Raw genomic sequence first — 22,482 nt, 5'->3', positions numbered from 1 at the left:
TATGAAAAATCGAATAGCTGATATTAACTGGGATAATTTCAGGACAAAATTTAGTGATGATAAGCAATCGGCTTTCGAGCGCCTATGTTATCTTCTCTTCTGCAAAGAGTTTGACAAAAACATTGGTATATTCCGCTTTAAAAATCATGCAGGAATAGAAACAAACCCTATTGAGAAAGATGGGTTTGTTATCGGATGGCAAGCAAAATTCTACGAGACAGGATTATCTAAAAATAAAGCTGACTTAATTGGTTCAATAAACATAACCAAACAGAGATATCCCGAAGTAAATAAAATAATTCTTTACACAAATCAGGAGTTTGGCCAGCATGCAAAAAAAACTGATCCAAGCTATAAAACCGATATTGAGAAATACGCCAAAACCAACAATATTGCCATTGATTGGAGAACAGCAAGTTATTTTGAATCTCCTTTCGTTTGTGAACAATTTAATGTTGTGGAACATTTCTTCAGTTTAAAGAAAGGTATTCTCGACTCTATTGCCGAAATAAGGTTAAACACTGACTCCATCCTGAAACCAATTCAATCTGAAATTTTTTTTGGCAAAAAGAAAATTAAATTTGATCGTTCTAAAATTGTTAAACAAATAAAGGATATATTCCAAACTTCTCCGTTGGTAATAGTTTATGGGGGTACAGGTGTTGGAAAAACAGCAGTTACTAAAGAACTTTATGAAAATGTAAAAGAATCAATTCCCTTTTTTTTATTTAAAGCTGCTTTATTCAAGAATATTTCTCACATCAATGGACTTTTTAAAGCGTATGGGGAAATTACTTCTTCAGAATTCATTAGCGAACATAGAGATATACCAGAAAAATACATTATCTTTGATTCAGCTGAAAAGTTTTTGGAGATTGAGGATAAAAATGTCTTTCAGTTGTTCCTCACAGAACTTGTTGATAATGATTGGAAGATACTTTTTACTGTAAGACATAGTTATCTTGATGATCTCAGATTTCAATTAGAAGAATATTGTGTAACAAATTTTAAATCTCTTAATATCCCATTGCTTACACATGAAGAGCTAACGAAAATATCTAAAACACAAGAATTTAATCTGCCCAAAAATGAGAGATTGTTATGTCTTTTGCAAATTCCTTTATATCTAAATGAGTATCTGAAAAACTATAGTTCACTAAAAAATGACATTAATTATTCAGATTTCAAAAATATTATCTGGTTAAAACATATCCAAAACTCAAGCTATCAAGAGAATAATCTACATCGGCGTAGAGAAGACTGTTTTTTGAGGATTGCAAAACAAAGAGCGAATGATGGTGGATTTTTGGTTAAAATTAATGACCCTGATAATAAGGCATTAAAAAAGCTTGAAGAAGATGAAATCATTAAATTTGAATCAAATACAGGGGGATATTTTATAACCCATGACGTCTATGAAGAATGGGCTCTTGAAAAACTCATTAACCGATCATTCTGTGCGTTTCCAGATTATGAATGTTTTTATAACGATATCGGAGACTCTCTAGCTATTCGACGATCTTTTCGAAATTGGCTTTCTGATAAACTTTTCGATAATGTTGAGAATGCAAAACAGCTAATTGAGTTCACTATTCAAAATACACACATTCATAATCATTGGCGAGATGAAGTCTTGGTTTCAGTTCTTCTTTCAGACTATTCCCAAGTGTTCTTTGAGCAATTTGAGAATGAATTACTTATTGAGCCAAAGCCCTCAGATGAATACGACAAATTTGATCAAGACTTATTATACAAGGTTATCTTCTTACTAAGAATTGCTTGCAAAACAGTAGATGAGGGTTCTCTAAAGCAGTTGGGCTTTTCAGGAAAAAATTCTAAGGTATTGGAAACAATTTTTACAATTCCCAAAGGAAGTGGATGGAGCACAACAATAAGTTTTATCGACAAACATAAAGAAAAAATAAAGTTGCGAAATCTGGATATAATTATTTCAATGTTTGATGATTGGAACCGGAGTTATAAGACTGGAGATATCACAAAAAAAGCAAGTCAATGTGCACTTTTCTATTACGAAGTATCGATTAGTGAATATGGTTTCAATTATAGCCTACGATCCGAGCTAGGTAAGAAAATAATTAGAACTATTCTTAATGGTGCTGGTGAGATAAAGGAAGAGCTGACCCAAATTATCGAGGAAGTAATATCCACGAAAGATAACGATAATATAGGCAAATACAATGAATTAGTGAAAGCAATTTTATCCTCGATTATTAATAGCTCCGAAGTAGCAAAAAACATACCAGAAGAAGTATTAAAATTAGCCGATTATTTTTGGTTTGCAGCCCCCAATAAAATCCCCTCTTCTTGCGCTCACTTATCTGATATAGAAACGTGCTGTGGTCTTAAAATGTGTTATCAAGAATATTACCCGTCAAGCGCTTTTCAAACTCCTGTTCTAATACTTCTTCAAACAGCTTTTAATGCAACGATTGACTTTATTCTATCGTTTACAAATAGATCAATTGAACATTTTGCTAAATCAAGATTTAGTAATGAAGTAGGAGAAATAGACGTTCTTATTGATGAAACTGGCCAATCTGTAAAACAATACATTGGACATGAGATTTGGAATATTTATCGTGGTACTCAATCAATGCCAAATATCTTAGAGTCTATCCATATGGCTCTGGAACGATGGCTTTTAACATTTTCAAAAGAAGCATCTCCTGAAGCTTTAGAAAATTTATGTTTTTACCTCTTAAAAAATTCGCGATCAACATCGATCACTGCCATTATAGTAAGTGTTGTTCTTGCTTATCCCACCAAAATGTTCAATGTCGCTAAAATACTTTTTCAAACAGAAGATTTCTTCATTTTTGATTCGTCCAGAATGCAACTCGATAAAAGTGCGAGGAGTTTGTATTCCATGTGCCATGACTCTATAGGTATATTCAAAAACGAACGTTTAGAAACATGTAATGATGAGCATCGAAGCTTTTCTCTTGAAAATCAAGCTCTTAAATACCAACTCAACATTCACGGAGAAACAGAGGAAGAAACGCTTAAGAGACAGGAAGTTTTATGGAAGATATTTGATGAATACTATGCAAACTTATCTCCTGTTTCAAATGAAACAGATTACGACAAACCATGGAGACTTTGCCTGGCAAGAATGGATATAAGGAAAATGAAAATCAGCACCGAAAAAAAAGGCGATCAGATTCTCATTACTTTTAATCCAGAACTAGATCCGGTATTAAGTCAGTACAGCAAAGATGCATTAACAAAGATCTCGGAGAATAATAAATATTTATCTCTCCAATTATGGTCAAGTTATAAACTTGAAAATAACGATAAAGCCAAGGATTATCCTCAATATGAAAACGATCATAAGCTAATACTTTCTGAAACTAAAGAGGTTATCGAACACTTAAAAAAATATAACATTGACGATAGACCCTATATTTACGTTGAACGTCAAATCCCAGCATATGCATGTAGTATTCTTCTACGAGACCACTCTAACCAACTTAGTACTCAGGATGCTGAATTTTGCAAAGAGATTATTCTTGAATACTCATCAATGCCCTTAAGAGAAAACTATAAATATCAATTCAACGACGGTTTAGATGTAGCAATCAGCAGCCTACCACTTCTATTGAAACAGTTTCCTAAAGACCGTGAAAAAATTAAAGAGATACTCTTGCTGCTACTGTTCGATTCTCAAACAATTGGTAATCAAAAAGTCTCCGACTATGCAACATCCGCAATTTTAGAGTTATGGAATGAATATTCTCATGATGCCAATGCTCTATTGTATGGATATTTATTATTAAAACCAAAGTTTGATAATATATCTAAGTTGATTCGTAAAAAAAATAAAGTAAAAATAAACCATACCTCAATAATTTCTTTAATAGACTTTTTCAAAAAAAAGCATGCAGAAGAAATTCAGCAATTTATTTCTAATCAACTTACTTATCGTGATATAGAAAATGTTAGTGCGATACTGCCAGCTACCCTAATGACTGCTTTTCTATTAATTCCTTTGAAAACACCCGATTCAAACCATAAGAAATTCCTAGCCGATATTATACCTGTCCTTATAGCTACTATGAGAACAGAAGACAGAAATGGGTGTCGTAATCATAGCCTTGAGCAAAAATTCTTTAATAAATTTGCTCATTTTATTCTCACATCGGAAAAAACAGAAATTGAGTCTTATATTCTACCCTTTGCTGAACTTATTAGTGATAGACCTGCTAGAGAGATGGTAACGAATCTTTTGAATGAACTTGTTTGCGCGGAAGATGTACTGAGCCAATACGATGAGTTTTGGGTTATATGGCAGATATTCTATCCCCACATTGTCAAGCTCTGCTCTAACGAAAATATACACAGAGATTACAGAGCTATTATTCATAATTACCTATTAGTATTCCAATGGAAAGCAGGAACTAAGAAATGGCATTCATTAAAAGATCGGGAACGAACTTTTTTTAAAAAAGTTTCCAATGATATCGGTAATAATAGTGTTGTTTTATATTCAATCGCAAAACTACTTAATGACATAGGAAGTAATTTTGCTTCTGACGGTATTTCCTGGATCAGCAGTATTATTCAGCGTAACCCTGATTTATACCGCAAAGAGCTAGAAGAAGACACTGTTTATTATTTAGAAAACTTTGTTCGAAGCTATATCCTCAAAAATAGGCAGAACATAAAAATAACTTTACAATTAAAAACTCAGATTTTAGTGATTTTAAATTTCCTCTTGAAAAAAGCATCAGTAACAGCATACCTGCTAAGAGAGGATATCTTGTAATAAACTGAAGAATTTTTTATGTTATGCCATTGTATTTTGAGATTTTACCTAGTTTCCCGAGATTTGCTGCCCAGTTTCCAAATAAGAAACACCACATGTCTTACTATTATCTTAAGAGGAACCAACAACTTCCATTAATGCAGAAAAGCTATCAATCACATCATATCTAACTTTATTTTCATTAATATTCTTATTTAAACGATGAAAAAATTTCCTGGCACAGTTGATTTTATGTTGCTCGATTTCCCGTAGTTGCATTGAAGACAGGGTGCCTTTAGTTTCAGCAACAAAATAAATGTGTTTGACAGCTCCCTCTTTAAATGCGATCGCCCAGTCAGGGTTATAATCACCTACAGGAGTTGGTATAGTAAAACCTCTTGGTAATTTTGCATAAACCACAACCTCAGAACTTGTATCTAACTCTTCAACAAATTTTCTTTCTACATCTGAATCTGTAATAACATAATCATAGATATGACTGCGCAGGGGTGTTCCAGCAAGACTGAAATCCTCCTTGATTTGAGCGCCAGTAAAAATATCCAAATCATGCTTGTCATTTAAAGTATCGTAAGCGAGATGTTCAATGACCTGAGAGGCTTTTTGATCGTTGATTATCTTTGTTGCTTGGCTGATAAATTCTTCAGGGTTTTGTTTAAACTTAGCAAAAGTTTTCTGTTCTATCTTGGATAAGATCGTGGCAATTGTTTTTCGGGTTAATTGGGTGTTATCAACCACGCTCCCAACCAAATCATAGCGAACCTTTGATTCGGTATCTCTGTTTTCATAATGTGATGATGTTTCTTTAAGAATAAAACCTTTTTGCTGTTTTAATTCATCGGTACTGTATGTGTCTAGCTGCTCTCCAGTTTGAATTGTATAGGATAAGGGGCTCACCTTTAGATTTTTATCCAGTTCAGCCACACATTTTTGGATAAGCTCATTTGAATCAAAATGTACATTGTACGTTACTTTTTGATTTATTCTATTCCAGAGCTCTTTGAATTCTTTTTTGTGAAAATTTTCGTTTAACGGATTAATTTTAAACTTACGATCGTTGACGATAGATGGTAGTAGTGCATCGCTATATACCCCCTTAATTAATTCAACAACCTGATCCGCGATGGCACTCAGTGACTCAGGAAATTCTACTAATGTTCCACATTCCAAATCATCATGAAATTTTTGAGTAATGCTATCATCGGTATCAATATAATCATGCTTAATTAAATAGTGATAAATATCCTTGGCTTCAGAAAGAGATAATTCGTGTTGTTGATTGTTTTGTATAATCACTTTGCCCGTAAAATAGTCAACACTTGCTTTTCTGGCTCTTTCCGTTAGTGATTCACTAATGTCCTTTTGTAATGCACTCACAAACTCCTTATAACTTTCACTCGCTACTACAGTAAGTCGATTGATTTCGTGAACTGTTGAAGGATGGTCTTGGCGCTCACCATGCTGGTTAACTGCTAGTCTGAGACCTCGACCAACCTCTTGTCTTCGAGATATTTGGTTATCACTATGTTTTAAAGCACAAATGACAAAAACATTAGGGTTATCCCAACCTTCTCTCAAAGCAGAATGTGAAAATATAAAACGAACGGGCTCGTCAAATGATAACAACCGCTCTTTGTCTTTAAGAATCAAATCATAAGCATCTACATCATCCGTTTCTTTATCCCTATTTGTTTTTGGATCAACATATTGCTTGGTTTTTTTATCAATAGAGAAATAACCATTATGTATTTGATTGACATCATGTTGATTTAGATACTTTTGATACTCATGTCTATCAGATAAATCGAGGTCATCAAGACATGCCTTATATTCTTCCATAAACATTTCGGCATAATCACCATCAACCTGGCTGTGCTCATCATATTTACGATATTTGGCTACTTCATCAATAAAAAATAAGGTTAGTACTTTTATGCCTTGATAAAACAAAGTTTGTTCTTTCTCTATATGGGCGCGTATTGCTTCACGTATTTGGATACGACGTAATGTACTTTCATTAACGTTGCCGAGCGCTTCACCAGCACTGATTTCGACCCCATTCGTAAAACTCACAGTGTCGGTAATTGCATTAATATCACTAATTACATAACCGTCATATTCTGCAAGCCCATTCGAGTGGTCAAACAAATTATCACCTTTTTTGAGTTTTTTAATGATACGTTTGATAAGGCCTGTTTTTTGTTTTACTTCAAATTCAATTCTTGCTATAGGAGCTGACGTTGATAGTTCAATTGACTCAAGATATAGATAAGCATTGGTTCCACTCAATCCATTTACTGTAATACCTCTAACGGATATTTTCTTAACAAGTTTTTGATTGTAAGCGTCTAAAGCATCAAGACGATATATCTTATTATGTGTTGTTTTATGAGTAGCGGAATATCGCAACACCATTAAGGCATTAAACTTTTCTAAGGAGTTTAATGTTTTTCCGCCTTCCATTTTTTGTGGCTCATCTAATATTAAAATAGGGCGATTTGCTTTGATAACATCAATGGGTCTTCTGCTTTGAAAATCGTCCAGTTCTTCATATATTCGACGGTTATCTTTACCTGTTGCATTAAACGCCTGCACATTGATAACCATCACATTAATCCCTGCATCGGAGGAAAAACTTTCTATATTGTGAAGCTCCTTGGAATTATAGATAAAAAACTTTGCTTTTTTACTATATTGTTCAAGAAAATGCTCGCTGGTAATCTGTAAACTTTTATATACACCTTCACGAATAGCAATACTTGGTACGATAATGATAAACTTAGACCAGCCATACTGCTTATACATTTCAAAGATCGTTTTAATGTAGCAATAGGTTTTACCTGTTCCAGTTTCCATTTCTATATCAAGATTTACCAGCGCAATAGCATTTTTACTAAGGTGTGCCGATACTGGGATATTTTGCTTTTTTTGTATCGCTTGGATATTCTTTAAAATTTGAGCTTCATCGATATCTAAATCAGCGTTTTTAAAACCAGACTCATCAAACATATCCATTTGGCCATTGGATTGAATTCCAGGATCGACTCGGTACAAAATTCCTTCATGTCTCTTCTGGCCTTTAAAACACTCTATCACTGCATTAACTGCTTCTGCCTGATAAGCTTGATGTTTAAATTTTAACTTCATCATTTAACTTAAAATCCTTAAATGGTTTTAACCTCAGTATGCGGAGATAGCTGTTTAAATATTTGCGTCACATTGATTTTGACATTATCTGAAGCAAAACATGCATCTCGGAATACGACTCTGAGAGGGCTATATTGAGTTAGCTCTTTGACAAATTCCTCTGTTATTTTTCCATTGTTATCAAAGCAAGCAACAAGAGCATCTTCATCGACAAAAAATACTTCACGATCATGGATAATTTTTTTTGCGATTGGCAGGCTTAAACCGACGCCCCAGTCTAGTAGGACTTGAAACAGTAAATCTTCTGGAGTTCGATCAGGTTTTACATTATCGGTGTGTGAGGTCAATAAATCCTGATAAATCGTGTTCGACGTGTAATATACATCAGTCATGTTACTTGAGTCGATTTTGAGAACTCTGAAGCCAATATCTAGCTTTTCAACATATTCTTTATTTGCATTTTCTTCTTTGATTTTTATTCCGGCGCGACGTATTCGTTCTTTGCTGATTTCAGCAATATTAGTATATTTGTTTTTAAAGGCGGTGCTTTTATTATCACATTTTTCAGGTAGCTGTATTTGAATGAATTTTCTATTCCCTCCATCTTCAGCATTCAGATCAAACAATGCATGTGCTGAAGTACTAGAACCAGAAAAAAAATCCAAATAAATACCATCATTTTCTTCTTTATCATTAACGGTAAAACTAAATAGATATTTAATAAGATTTAATGGTTTCGGAAAACTAAAAATATTTTTTCCTAATAGTTCTTCAACTTCTTTAGTGCCTTCCTGATTAAATGGGCCATTTAACAGTGATAACGGCTTCCCTTTTCTTATTTTTCCATTTTCATCTTTCAAATAAACTTTTGCTCTTACACTATATTCGCCGTTATTTTTCTTCTTAAAAACCACTTCATCATTTTTAATAGCCTCGAGCAATCTAGCTTTACTCCAGACCCACTGTTTTCTTGGAGTAATTGTCTCTTCATTATACTTAATTGAGTATTGTAAGTTATCTCTATCATCCAAGCTATTAGTCATTAATGGCTGGGTAACAAAGCCTCCTCGAGTCATGAATTTGTCATCTTTGTTTTTATATTCATTAATTTGTTCTTGGTTTAATTTCGATGAAATATTATTAATATCTTTTTTGGAGTAACAAAGAATATATTCATGTACTTCAATAAAGCCTTTTGTTTTTGCTCCAGCACCATATTTATTTTTCCAGGTTAATATGCCAATACAATTTTCTTCAGAAAATATTTCATCACATATTTTTTTTAAGTTATTTACTTCATTATCATCAATGCTGATAAAAATTATGCCATCGTCTTTAAGAAGATTTCTGGCTAATTTAAGCCGAGAATACATCATGCTCAGCCAATTAGAATGGAAGCGGCCATTAGAATCTTTATTAGCTATAAGCCTGTTATCCTCATTATCTTTTTGCCCTGAATTATGCAGATAATCATCAATAGACTCGGTAAAGTTATCGTTGTATATAAAATCATTGCCAGTGTTATACGGAGGATCAATGTAAATCATTTTTACCTTGCCAAGATAGGTTTCCTGAAGCAGTTTTAAGGCGTCTAGATTGTCCCCTTCGATAAAGAGATTTTTTGTCTTATCGAAATCAACACTCTCTTCACGGCAGGGGCGAAGTGTCTTAGCAATAGGTGAATTAGCAGTTAACAGTGACTGTCTTTTCCCTGGCCAGTTTAATTGATAACGCTCCTGAGGTCCTTCCACAATTTCTCGAGACAATTCTTGCCGCAGCAAATCAAAATCAATCTTTTTTCTTAACTGCCCTTGAGCATCTATAGCCTCAGTTAGGCAATTAGGGAATAATGACGCTATTTTTTCAATATTATCTTCTGTAATATTTTTACTGTGCATCTTCAAAGAATTCATGCGTATTCAACCTCTTTATTTAATCTCTTAATTGTTCAATTTGTTTTTTTACATCGCGCAACTGCGCATTAATTTCAACTTTATAATTAAACTGTTTCTCTTGATGCAATCTCTTTTGCAATTGCTCTGATTTTCGCTCTAATTGATTCAAAGCCTGATAGCGAGTTAAGAGCTGCTCAATGGATTCATCTTGACGTTTAGTTAGGGGAATTAACGCTTGCAAGAGTGAATAATAAAGGCTTTTCAAATCCAATGCTTGTGGTAAATCGGACTTTTGATATCGCTTAATTATCCAGGCACTTTCAAAATAATCCCCAACTAACCACTTGGTTGAATCGGCATCGCTAACCCGTTTATATGTCGCTCGATACTGAATACTTTGGTCATCATAAATCACAAAGAAAATAGGGGAAGGTATGGCCTTATCAATGGTTTTTAAGAGTTCATTGTTAAGTTCACTGCCTTTAAGAAAAATCTCAAATATCTGAATTTCTTCAATGCCCTCTTTTGAGGATAAATTGATAGTTTCAGGAGACAGTTTATAAGCCCAAATTATTCGTTCAACTTGTGCTGCAAATAGATTTTTAATCGTTGTATTCGCTTGAGTCCATTCAAATAATTTTTTTTTGGTTATCTGTTTGTTTACAGCGGCATTATCAGGAAAAGCCAGCAAATCAAGCACGGTTGGCTCCTTCTATCACGATAAAGCTAAGAAGCTCAAAATCATCTAATCCTTTGATTGAATCGACTAATGCTGTAGTTTTACGTTGCGTAAACAAACTATCGATATCTTTTTCTTCTTTGACTTGAATAATCGATTGGATTGTTTTACTCAATAAATCTGAATAATAGCCCATGTTACGGCCATCATCTGTTTTCATATTAAAGTGTCCACAGATATCTAATATAGGATTATTGATCCCTTTACAATTCGCCCGAAGCAAATCCAATATTTGCTTGACTGCCGTATGATCTGTGATGACCTCGCCTTTTTTGTTGATATAAACCAAATAGTAGGGATGCAAACGATTATGTTGGTTTATGTTTATGCTTTGTTGTCTGTTTCTTAAAGTAAATACAACACCGGGATATAATCCCTTTTCAGGACATGCAGGTAACACAGCATGCATGCCACCCGGTAGGTCGTCTAAATCTCCATGATGTTTAACATAATTAACCAAATCCATTCGAAAATCATTTAATCCTAAATCGGTAATATTGACTCCTGTTTTTAAATCTTCCATTTCAATCACTTCGTCCTGTAAACGCTGCAATTGCTCTTTTCTGTATGAAACATCATTAGCCTGTGCTGACAAAACATTATCATCGCCCGTTGCTGTAACGTCGACAATGACCATGCGGTTTTCTACACGTTCTTTTAGGTTAATATACTCATCTAAAGAGATGTCAGGCCAATAATTAACCAACTGTATTACTTTATTTTTGGAGCCTATTCGATCAACTCGACCAAAACGCTGTATGATGCGTACAGGGTTCCAGTGAATATCATAATTAATCAGGTAATCACAATCCTGTAAGTTTTGGCCTTCTGAAATACAATCAGTGCCAATTAATACATCAATCTCTTCAGGTTCGTCTGGTACTACTTGTTCTTTTTGTAGGGAAAGAGGGGAGAACAACGTCAAGATAGTTTGAAAATCATATCCTTTTTTTAAGGTAGTAATCGCACCGTTACTTCCTGTTACCTTTGCACAATGTATACCCTGATCTTTTAATATGGGTGACAAATAACCATATAAATAATCAGCGGTATCAGCAAAAGCTGTGAAAATTAATATTTTTTTGTTTCCTGGATTAATAGGATTAGCAATTTTATTTGCGATATGTTGATTGAGGCTTTGAAGTTTTTCATCATCTTTAGGAATGATTTTTTCCATCACATTGAGTAATTCACTAATAACCTTTAGATCCGCTTTTAGATCAAATTCCCAGGAGGGTAGATCCATATCAGCAAAATTAATTTGAACTTTACCACCTGTTCTGAAGTCACCCAGATCAGAAAAGTCCTCATCCTCTGCTTCTAATTTATCTAATGAATCTGCTAAATCATGTATAGATGAAACTTCTCCATTGCTTTTAAATAACTCAATTTTGTTCAAAATATATGTGTGGTTGTTTTTTAATGATTTTAAAGTTAAACGAAATGCTTCAACTGAGCTCTCCAATCGTTTGAGCAAATTTGTAGTCATTAATGACTGTAAACTTCTTTCACGATCAACTTGTCGTAGTTTTCCTTTACCGCCTTCAACGGTGGTATCATATAAATCTTCATATTTCTTTATCCGACTCGGCAATATATAGCTTACAGGTGCATAGACGGACAATTTCAGTCGTAAAAGTTCTTGATAAATTTCATTAAAATCAGGAGTATCTTTGCGAGTAGTAAGAGGGCTGCGATAAGAAATTGGTTTTAACCGAGTTGGGAATGACCCAATTTCTGTCGTATCATAGAATGTTTCAATATGTTTTCTCGAGCGGGCAATTGTAACACTATCCAGTAACTCAAAGAAATCAAAATCAAGCACATCTAAAATAGCTTTAGCGGTGCGTTGCTCAATTGGTAATTTGCTCCAGGCATTAAAAGCAGCTTGAGCTTGCTTAAAAATTTCTTCAATACTTTTCCCTGTCTTTAATTTATCCCTGAGCGTTTCTGACTCCCCTTCATAAGCTAGGGCTAATTGATTTCGCAAATCATTAAATCGGTTATTTACTGGTGTCGCAGATAACATGAGAACTTTGGTTTTTACGCCATCCTTGATAACTGCATTCATAAGTTTTTGATAACGGGTCTCTTTATCCTTATAAGCCTCATTGTTTCTAAAGTTATGTGACTCATCAATGACAACCAGATCGTAATTACCCCAATTTATTCTATCCAATTGGATGCCAAATGATTCTCCAGATGTTCGTTGTAAGTCGGTGTGACATAGGACGTCGTAGTTCAAGCGATCTTTTGCTAATAAATTAGTCTTAAGGTTTTTATTATAGTTAAGCCAATTATTTGCAAGCTTTTTGGGGCAGAGCACTAGAACAGATCGGTTTCTGAGTTCGTAATATTTGATGACAGCCAGTGCGGTAAAGGTTTTACCAAGTCCGACACTATCTGCCAAAATACAGCCATTGAATTTTTCAAGTTTATTGATAATGCCAGTTGCTGCATCTTTCTGAAAATTAAATAGCTTATTCCAGACAACCGTATTTTGATAGCCAGTTAAGTCATTAGGTAGAACATCTTCATTTAAATCTTCCAAAAACTCATTGAAAATGTTGTATAAAATAAAAAAATACATTTTTTCTGGAGAGTTTTCTTGATACACAGATTCTATGTGGTAACAGACTGTTTCAGTAACATCTTGAACTTTTGAGGTATCATTCCAAATTTGATCAAACATCTGCAAGAAGGCTGAAGTGTTCTGAGAGGTATTATCTTTACTGATGAAATTAGAGATCGCATCACCTTTTTGATAACCTAAATCAACAGCAGTAAAACCATTTATCATGGTATAAAGGCATTGTTCTGGGTTCGAATCTACGCAAGCAAACTGCTGCATAGGTGACTTGGTTGAATTAGAACGAAATTTAACCTTTTCCCTTATCCATGCAGCACACTCTTTAGCAATCGCTCGCTGATTAAGTTTATTCTTTAATTGTATTTCAAACTCAGTTCCATAAAGGTTTTTTTCTCGCATCTTTTTGGGAATATAAAATTCTCTATGCTCTTTCCTCAGTTTGTCAGTTACATCATTGGGAACAAACGCTGGTTTTGTAAAAATAAATTGTAATGATTCAATTTGGCTTAATTCTTTTTTTAGTGCTTCAAATGCATAAATTGAAAAATAGGATGCAGCTATTTTTAATTTAGATCCGGGGTGTAGTGATTTTTTAAGTTCATCACCCCATAAATTATATGTGTTATCTATTAGCTGCATAGGTTGAATTTCTCATTCAGTATTAACTCAAGAAGTACTCAAACTTTCATTGTTTGAGGCATTTGCTTCACCTTGTTTTACCCAACTGTCAACATCTTCTTTCTTAAACTTCCAAAGTCGTCCAATTTTATGGGCTGGCATTCCTTTATCATTAATCCATTTATAGACAGTATCTCTTTTCACCCCGAGATACTCTCCAATTTCATCAACCGATAACCACCTATCATTCATTGCTTTTCTCTTATGATTATTTTTGCAATATAAAAACAAGTATAGCCAATGAAAAACTAGATTACATTAGGCTAAAGAGGTTTAAAACCGGCTTATGCTAATGAAATTATTTTGATTAATCAATTTGCAAGCATGATTATAGTCAAAGTGTGTAAATATTGATTTATTTGATGGATGGATCTGTTCTTTAAGTTATCTAAAAACTACAGAGCAGATCTGGTTTGATAGAAATTAGAAGCATTAATGCCCAATCATCATGGCAAAATAATGGAACAAGTCGTGTGCCTTCGAAGGGCCTAAGAACTTTTTTCCAGCCAATACTTGGCTGATCACCAGTGGACTCGCCCCAAGTATTTGGGCTAGTTCATTACAGTTCAATTTACTGTAAGACAGAATGAAATCGATCAAATATTTCTGAGAGTCTTTTTTTAATTGAAACTTAAAGTCAACAATAGGTTCTGAAACCTCGATAAAACATTCCATGTAACATCCTTCATTTTCATCTTATTACGACAACAGTCGAAAACAGTAAACCATAGCCGTGATATCGATAAAATTAGTTTTTTTACATGGAAAAGATCAGAGGTAAAATGCAGTTTTGACCTATTTTATATCAATTATTATCGTTTGATATTCCTTTCTATACGGCTGTTACTGCTTCAGATAAGCTCGAATCTGTTTTCTGCTCAATAACAGGCTTAATTCTTTTGGCGATCAAGTAAAGGAAAAGCGCGCCCAATAGTGCCCACATACCCAACTGATTAAACACATTCAGGTAATCACCATTGGATAGTAATGGATTCGTGGACTCACCTTTGGTCATAGCATTGGAAAAGTAATGTGATAACGATGCTGATACTCCTGATACCATCATCCAAGTGCCCATCAGTATACCTTGTAACTGTGGTGGAGAAATTCTGCCGATCATCGCATAGCCTACTGGTCCTATCAGTAACTCTGCAATTGCTTGCGTGATAAAATGGAGCATTACCCAATAAACACTAATATACCCATGTTTATTGGCAGAGAGAATGCCAGCGGATAACAAGAAAAAGGAGCCGGCCAGTATCAGAAAGGCCCATATAAATTGTTTGGTTACCGATACATTGTATCCGTTTTCCTGCAGTCGGGTTAGTACTATTGATAATAATGGGGCGCCAATAATGATCACTATGGAATTGATATTCAAAATCCATTGGGTCGCCATTTCATAATAGAACAGGTGTTTATCGACATTGTTTTTAATGAATAGGGTTACGCCCATTGGGCCTGTGAAGTAGGTCATCCAGAATAGAATTGATGTTACTGCCAGAATTAGAAAAGCCATAATCTTTTGCTTATCTAAAGTCGATTTTTGTTGGTAGCCAAGGTATAAAATGACAAAAAACATAAAAACGCTGAGACCTACTACAGCTCCATTACTGAACTGGACTTTATAAAAGCAAAGCAAGGTGAATGGGATAAGAGATAAGATAATTCCCCATCCAAGGGTTTGTTTGTAATTCAGCGAAGCTATTCTCTTAACTTTGAGTAAGGGGGTATTACGATCATTCAGGTTCGACCAGTAACCCCACATAAGTAAAAGCGTGATTACGTTTGGCATTATGCTGGCATAGAGCAGCGTTTGATACTGATTGGAGTAATCAAAAAAGCCGCTGATAATGTAGCCAGCGCAAAAGCCTACATTCATGGCGGAGTAACTGAAGAAAAAGGCTTTATCTCTGCGGTTATCATCCGGCGCAAAGCGTTGTGTCAGTATGCTGTTGTATGCGGTAGTATTTAAGCCACATCCAACCAGAAATAAACTCAGTCCAAGGTAAAGCAGTGATTTAACTGAAAGTGCCAGAAGTAAAATGCCAATGGTTTGTATGGCAGTGGTAATCAAAAACAAGGCTCGGTTACTTAGAAATCGTCCGCCAATCACTCCGCCAAGTAAATGTAGAATATAATTAAATGCTAGAAATAATCCAACAATGCTGTTTGAAAGGGTATTAGACAATCCTAGTTGTTTCGTGAGAAACAGAGATAATGAGGAATAGAGAATCGCATAGGAAAAGGTTGAAAAGGCTTGTATTAAGTACAGGGGTATAATTCCTTTTGGCATTTTTTCTGATAACAACATATTTTATCCCTAAAACTATTTTGGAAGGTGACTCTATCATTAAAAATGGATAAACTTAATCCCTTTCTGCAATTATCCTGATTTTCAAAAGATGATAATTGATATTTAATTGCTGTATGGGTGTTTAGGATGAACAAAATTACCAGAGTTTCATGGGATGAAATCAAACATAAGTTAAAACCAGTCAACGAATCGATATATCGTGTCATTGAAGAAATTAAACCTGACAAAAAAATACCATTCTTTTTATCTCGTTATAAATTTGGTGAGCATTTCGGTATTAAAAATCATGCTTATCTGCCAACCAATAACGGCAAAATGGAAAAAATTGACAGCAAGCACACCGATAATGAGTTATTTTCTCATCTTGGCTATGGCAAAAATAGTTTACCTTTGGGCTTAATACTGGATAAGTTTTGTGAGTGGCATTATTTTGGTGAAGATGAGCGCATCTTTCCAGACTGTGTTCAGGGACCTGGTGCAATTTTTAATATGCAGGTTATTTTTGATGAAGATCAGACTGTTGATAACAATGTGCTGTCCGTTTCTTCTGGAGCGCTTTCATCTTTTTTATTGCCGAATATCGGTTGTAAAAGAAAACATGCAAGAATTCAGAAATATTTTAATGTTACTGTTCCTGCTCCCAAGTCTCCTTATGAGCATTATCAGGTATTCAAAGAAATATTGAAGGATACTAACGAGAGCTGGTATAGCGAGATTCTTTATTTTTCTGAGCAGTTTATTAATGAAGTCAAACATAACGATAAATGGCTTAAGCTGAAACTTTATTTCTCGGAGTCATTAAGAAAAAAGCTGACTCAAAATACCTACGATGCTTCCTGTAACGATTTATTTCTCAGTGCCAAGAGTATTAATCGTTTCAGGCCTACGCCATTCATCATGGATACAGCTAAATACATTTTTAATATTTGCATGGGCTCAGGTATTGGTGTGAAGCCGGCAATTGATGAGCAATACTTTCCAGTTAAAACGATTCAGAAAATTTATAATGAATGTTATGACTTAGAATACACCGCGACCGTAATGGTGCCATCAGCTTTGAATGGTTCGTCTGATAGTGTTTATTATCCTTTACAGTGTCCATTTGCCAAGATTAATACTTTTAAAACCAATCAAAGCAACAGCGCTTTCAGTGAACTGGAAATGCTAAAAAATGTGCTGTTGGCTTATCAGTCGGAGTTTACTGCAGATAATAGTTCTGCGTTTGGAAGTCCACTTTACCATGTGAGCAAACAAATGGAATTCTCTTTTTACCACTATAAATCTTCTAATAATAAGAACATTAATAGTTCAGAGGAATTAGAAGGTATCGATAACCGATTTGCTTTTTCTTATTGCAGTAACAGAACACAATTTGCCAGCGATGCGAAATTATTTAGAGGTTGCGTTCGATTAAGAAAATAATAGAGTATTTATCATTTCAGTATTAAATCATCAATTGTTAGATTGAGCCGCTTTAAGTATTTGTTGCTAATTCCCTTTTTTTCGATTGGTGGAATATATACAGTCGTTATTGAAGAAATAACTGATTGATCAATATGACCGAGTGGAATCCACTCTATTCTAGGGATGTAAGTGGGCAGAGAGGGGGCCTCATAAAGACAGATGGAATAATCTGCTGGATAGTAACCAATTAGATAATCTTTTAAAATTGGTAAGTTATTAGCTTTTTTTCCATCAGTTCTTCCAAAGTTTGCTACCTGCCAAAGTATTAAATGCGCATGAACATCAATGTACCGTTCAAATAATACCAGCTCTGTAGCTTCAATTGAAAAACACCCCTGATCACCTGGATCAATTTCAAGATCACTAAACAAGCAGTCTTGGGCTGATACTGCAGGTAAAATAATAGCTTCACCACCATTTTCTTTAATTTGTCTTACAGCATTAAGTGCCGAATCTGCAAAAACAGTAGGATGGCCGTAAAAAACAACACATAAAATTGAAACTTTCTTGTATTCTTCGATGATATGATTTGTTAATGCCTGATATGCTTCAATCCGTTTTTCAAAGCTAAAGTAGATAGAATCCAACGATTCAGAATTTTTTGCTTCTCGTTGAATCCATTGTTTTAGGTTATCTTCATTAATGAGGTAGAGTACCTTATCAGCACTTTGGATAACCCGTTTAGTTTCTTCGGTCAGATGGGAAATCGATTTTATTCCTGACCCTACTACTATAAGCTTATTCATTAACTTGTTTTATATTCACTATCTTATTGCTATCAGGCTGATGGTGTCTTTGTACAGAAACTATTGTATTAGAATTAGCCTGCCTCTGTTTGTTTTGATTTGTGTCTAACAATAAATCTTTGTGGCTGATCAAATACTCATTTCCTACAGCGTGTTCAAGTTTTTCCAGTAAACTCATTTGATGTCACCTTACTTATATTAAATTTTGATAAACATTGTACAAATAAAACTCTTATAGGTATAGCCTAAAAAACATTTGCAGTTATGTGCTCAATATGGTGTAATAAATACTCGAAACGAGTATTTTATTTCGTGAGTTACAGGAGTTGAGAAGTCATGAGCAATATTCACCTAATCCCTCGATTAATTCGCTTAAGAGACGCTCCGACCTATCTAGGTATGGACCGCCATCGATTTAATAAAGATGTCAGGCCAAATCTGGTTGAAATTCCAATGGGAACTCAGGGAGTAGCATTTGACCGGCTTGATTTAGACGCTTGGGTAGACGATTATATACAGTGTAGTGGTCGTCCCGCGGCAGTTAAACGTAGGAGTTTGGAATTATGGGACGAAAAAGAACGCCAGGGCTGCAAAAGCGTGGCAGCGTCTGGTGTATTGACAAAAAGGTCTTCGGACGACGACTTTGCGAAAGCACTGGTACTGACAACCTCGAAGAGGCGGAAAAGTATCTCGCAAGGCGTCTCGAAGAGATAAGACTTGCAACAGTCTACGGTGTTCGCCCAAAAAGAACATTCAAAGAAGCCGCTACTAAATTTCTGATGGAAAACCAACACAAACGCAGTATCAGTGATGATGCTGGCCGTTTGAGAGAAGTGGTTAAGTACATCGGGGATTTGCCTATTGAAGCAATTCATATTGGTAGCTTGCAATCCTTTATTGAAGGTCGAAGAAAGGATAAAGTGAGCACGAGAACTATCAATCATGGTTTGATGATTGTTCGGCGTATATTAAATTTAGCGGCTAGTGAATGGATGGATGAGTTCGGTTTAACCTGGTTAAATTCAGCACCAAAGATAAAACTTTTGCCTGAACCAGATTTAAGGAAGCCTTATCCATTAAGTTGGGATGAACAGCATAAGCTTTTTCAGCAGTTACCTGAACATCTGAAAAATATGGCTTTGTTTGCTGTAAACACCGGATGTCGGGATCGTGAAATATGTGAACTGCGCTGGGATTGGGAAATACAGATTCCAGAATTGCCACACATCATCGTTTTTATTGTACCAGGTGAACTGGTAAAAAATGGTGAAGAACGGTTGATTGTTTGTAATGAAACAGTTCGGGAAGTGATAGAAGGGCAGAGAGGTAAACATTCTACTCATGTCTTTAGTTTTAAAGGTCGACCATTAAGTCGTATGTTATCGACGGGTTGGCGACAGGCTAGAGAAAAGGCTAAGTTGCCTGAAGTAAGAGTGCATGACTTAAAGCATACGTTTGGCAGACGATTGAGAGCTGCAGGAGTAAGTTTTGAAGACAGGCAAGATTTACTTGGGCATCGTTCAGGTAGGATTACAACTCACTATTCTTCAGCTGAGCTGCAAAGTTTATATCAAGCTGCCAATAAGATTTGTGAGAATCGTAAAAGCGGAGTGATATTAACGTTATTACGAAACCCAAAGAGTAGACCTGCCAGTCAAAATACTCTAAGGGAAAGTCACGTAAGTTTGTAAGTGCGTGATCTAGGTCACGCAAAAGTCACGCAAGGACTTTTGTGTTAAAACAGGTAGTCAACGTAACTTATTGATTTTAAAGGTCTAAATTGGTGGGCCCACTAGGACTTGAACCTAGGACCAACGGATTATGAGTCCGCTGCTCTGACCAACTGAGCTATGGGCCCGGAGAGGGGGTCATTTTAAACTTAATTTGCTTAATGTTCTAGTTTTTTTTGTGATTTTTTTAAAACGCTTTCCTCTCCCTTTAGGGAGAGGGGAGGGAAGGGTAAAGAGGTATCACAAATCCTTTTATCCTTCCTCTTAATTTGGATAACTAGCCTTCATCGCCTTCTAGGAAGCTTCTCAGCTTTTCTGAACGAGATGGGTGGCGTAGCTTGCGGAGCGCTTTGGCTTCGATCTGACGAATCCGTTCGCGGGTTACGTCAAATTGTTTGCCCACTTCTTCCAGAGTATGGTCGGTATTCATTTCAATACCAAAACGCATGCGGAGTACTTTGGCTTCTCTTGGAGTTAAAGTTTCCAGAATTTCCAGAGTTGCTTCACGGAGACCTTCGGCGGTTGCCATGTCGATTGGCGACTCGATGTTATTGTCTTCAATAAAGTCACCTAAGTGCGAATCATCATCGTCACCCACTGGGGTTTCCATAGAAATAGGTTCTTTGGCAATTTTTAAGACTTTACGAATCTTGTCTTCGCTTAATTCCATTTTTTCAGCCAGTTCTTCAGGTGTGGCTTCGCGGCCAGTTTCCTGTAGGATTTGTCTGGAAATACGGTTAAGTTTGTTAATCGTTTCGATCATGTGAACCGGAATACGGATGGTACGTGCCTGATCGGCAATCGAACGAGTAATTGCCTGTCTAATCCACCACGTTGCATAAGTAGAGAATTTGTAACCACGACGGTATTCAAACTTATCTACTGCTTTCATCAGACCGATGTTGCCTTCCTGAATTAAATCAAGAAATTGCAAGCCACGGTTAGTGTATTTTTTCGCGATGGAAATAACCAAACGTAAGTTTGCTTCAACCATTTCCTTTTTGGCACGTCGTGCTTTGGCTTCACCGATGGACATTTTACGATTGATGTCTTTAATTTCAGCAATGGTTAAACCGTATTCGATTTCGAACGCCACCAATCGAGATTGGATGCGCAAAATATCCTCGGTATATTCCTGGATACGGGTCAGATCGAGTTTTTTGCCGTGTTTGCTAATAACGCTATTGAGCCATTCCATGTCGGTTTCCTGACCAGGGAATGTATCGATAAATAGTTTTCGTGGAATACGCGCTTTTTCAATGCAAAGACGCATAATGCTACGCTCAAATTCTCTAATATGGTTACGCAGTTGACGGAAATGACGAGTTAAGCGATCAACCTGTCTAGAAGTGAGTTTGAGCTTTAAGAATGACTCAGACATGGATTCTAATGCTTTTTGCGCTTTAGCATGTTCTCTGCCAAATTCTTTTAAAGCAGCCGCTGCGATTCCGTATGTTTCACGTAATTCATCAAAATAAATTTTAGCTTGCTCTGGGTTTGGACCATCATCGACCTCTCCCAAACCGCCGCCTTCGCCGTCTTCATCTTCTTCATCGTCTGCCAGCAGTAAATCATTCACTTGTTCTTCATCAAGCATAGAGCCAATGCTTGAAGCAGGGGCTATTTCATCTTCTACATCAGAAAAACCACTGATAATTTCATTGAGACGAATTTCTTGAGCATTGAAACGGTCATAATCGTCAAGTACTAGCTGGATTGTTTCTGGATAATGAGCTAAAGACTTAAGTACTTGATAGATACCCTCTTCGATACGTTTTGCAATGCGGATTTCGCCCTCACGGGTCAACAGCTCGACTGTACCCATTTCACGCATGTACATACGGACTGGGTCGGTAGTACGGCCAGTTTCTTTGTCAACAGAGGCGAGTACCATGGCTGCTTCTTCGATATCTGGTACTTCTTCTGTATTAAGCAGAAGTGCCAATTCATCATCACCGGGCGGCAACTCGAATACTTTGATGTTCATGCCTTCCAGCATGCTGATAATTACATCAAAATGTTCTGTATCGACGATATTAGGCAGCAAGTCATTGATTTGACTGTACGTCAAATAACCTTGCTCCTTGCCTAAGCTGATGACTTTGGTTATCTGTGAGCTCTGCTGTTCTTGATCATTCATGGTCATAGGCACTTCTCTAGGGACAATTGGACATTTTCCTAAAAAACAATGGAATCTACAGTATTTATAGCACTAATTGGATTTAAATTGCTTATCTAGGATTAAAAAAACCTTGCAATTATAAACCTTGAGACTGCAACATACCAGTAATTTTTCATCGCTTTTTTCTGGACATCTTCTTTACAAGATTTTAGCACATAATGAACAATTACAAGAGTTAAGGTTAATACCAATTGCAAAGCAACAAACTTTA

The 22,482-nt window shown here is 35.7% G+C and carries 13 protein-coding genes and 1 tRNA gene; 3 read left to right on the top strand and 11 right to left on the bottom strand.

Annotated features, from left to right (window positions below):
• Window position 1: 1 nt before the first annotated feature.
• A complete protein-coding gene (gene avs4 / locus BW930_RS10960) occupies window positions 2-4,786 on the top strand; it encodes an AVAST type 4 anti-phage nuclease Avs4 (protein WP_058468133.1) in 4,785 nt (1,594 codons plus the stop codon).
• Between the two features lie 111 nt (window positions 4,787-4,897).
• On the opposite strand, the gene BW930_RS10955 is transcribed toward avs4, so the two are convergent.
• From BW930_RS10955 to BW930_RS10925, 7 genes are all read right to left on the bottom strand, one after another.
• The gene (locus BW930_RS10955; protein ID WP_202972265.1) at window positions 4,898-7,933 is read right to left on the bottom strand and encodes a type III restriction-modification system endonuclease; all 3,036 of its coding nucleotides are present in this window, start codon (window positions 7,931-7,933) and stop codon (window positions 4,898-4,900) included.
• A gap of 14 nt (window positions 7,934-7,947) precedes the next feature.
• Window positions 7,948-9,843: a site-specific DNA-methyltransferase gene (locus BW930_RS10950; protein ID WP_058468134.1), complete on the bottom strand. Its 1,896-nt coding sequence runs from the start codon at window positions 9,841-9,843 to the stop codon at window positions 7,948-7,950.
• Window positions 9,844-9,862: 19 nt separating this feature from the next.
• The gene (locus BW930_RS10945; RefSeq protein WP_058468135.1) at window positions 9,863-10,525 is read right to left on the bottom strand and encodes a DUF4391 domain-containing protein; all 663 of its coding nucleotides are present in this window, start codon (window positions 10,523-10,525) and stop codon (window positions 9,863-9,865) included.
• A complete protein-coding gene (locus BW930_RS10940; RefSeq protein ID WP_058468136.1) occupies window positions 10,518-13,793 on the bottom strand; it encodes a helicase-related protein in 3,276 nt (1,091 codons plus the stop codon). Before BW930_RS10940 ends, BW930_RS10945 begins: the two co-directional genes overlap by 8 nt.
• Before the next feature lie 27 nt (window positions 13,794-13,820).
• Window positions 13,821-14,024, bottom strand: coding sequence for a methylation-associated defense system helix-turn-helix domain-containing protein MAD1 (gene mads1 / locus BW930_RS10935; protein ID WP_058468137.1), 204 nt, complete (start codon window positions 14,022-14,024; stop codon window positions 13,821-13,823).
• A 240-nt stretch (window positions 14,025-14,264) separates the two neighbouring features.
• A complete protein-coding gene (locus BW930_RS10930) occupies window positions 14,265-14,507 on the bottom strand; it encodes a hypothetical protein (RefSeq protein ID WP_058468138.1) in 243 nt (80 codons plus the stop codon).
• Between the two features lie 157 nt (window positions 14,508-14,664).
• A complete protein-coding gene (locus tag BW930_RS10925; RefSeq protein WP_058468139.1) occupies window positions 14,665-16,146 on the bottom strand; it encodes a peptide MFS transporter in 1,482 nt (493 codons plus the stop codon).
• A gap of 129 nt (window positions 16,147-16,275) precedes the next feature.
• Between BW930_RS10925 and BW930_RS10920 the strand changes: the two genes are divergently transcribed.
• Window positions 16,276-17,571 (top strand): hypothetical protein, encoded by a 1,296-nt coding sequence (locus BW930_RS10920; protein ID WP_058468140.1) that lies wholly within the window; start codon window positions 16,276-16,278, stop codon window positions 17,569-17,571.
• An 11-nt stretch (window positions 17,572-17,582) separates the two neighbouring features.
• Here the strand turns inward: BW930_RS10920 and BW930_RS10915 are convergent, their stop codons facing one another.
• Entirely contained in the window at window positions 17,583-18,359 is a 777-nt protein-coding gene (locus BW930_RS10915; protein ID WP_058468141.1) for an SAM-dependent methyltransferase, read from the bottom strand.
• The gene (locus BW930_RS10910; RefSeq protein ID WP_058468142.1) at window positions 18,352-18,537 is read right to left on the bottom strand and encodes a hypothetical protein; all 186 of its coding nucleotides are present in this window, start codon (window positions 18,535-18,537) and stop codon (window positions 18,352-18,354) included. Before BW930_RS10910 ends, BW930_RS10915 begins: the two co-directional genes overlap by 8 nt.
• A 385-nt stretch (window positions 18,538-18,922) precedes the next feature.
• On the opposite strand from BW930_RS10910, the gene BW930_RS10900 reads away from it, so the two are divergent.
• Window positions 18,923-20,050 carry a tyrosine-type recombinase/integrase gene (locus BW930_RS10900; RefSeq protein WP_238587861.1) on the top strand — a complete coding sequence of 376 codons (1,128 nt, stop codon included), beginning with the start codon at window positions 18,923-18,925 and terminating at the stop codon, window positions 20,048-20,050.
• A gap of 90 nt (window positions 20,051-20,140) precedes the next feature.
• Here the strand turns inward: BW930_RS10900 and BW930_RS10895 are convergent.
• Both BW930_RS10895 and rpoD read right to left on the bottom strand, forming a co-directional pair.
• Window positions 20,141-20,217, bottom strand: a tRNA-Ile gene (locus BW930_RS10895).
• 149 nt (window positions 20,218-20,366) lie between these two features.
• Window positions 20,367-22,235, bottom strand: coding sequence for an RNA polymerase sigma factor RpoD (gene rpoD, locus BW930_RS10890; RefSeq protein ID WP_058468145.1), 1,869 nt, complete (start codon window positions 22,233-22,235; stop codon window positions 20,367-20,369).
• Window positions 22,236-22,482 lie beyond the last annotated feature (247 nt).

Origin of the sequence: Fluoribacter gormanii (genome assembly GCF_900156395.1) — a bacterium.
GTDB lineage: Bacteria > Pseudomonadota > Gammaproteobacteria > Legionellales > Legionellaceae > Legionella > Legionella gormanii.
This window is presented reverse-complemented; position numbering and strand designations above follow the sequence as displayed.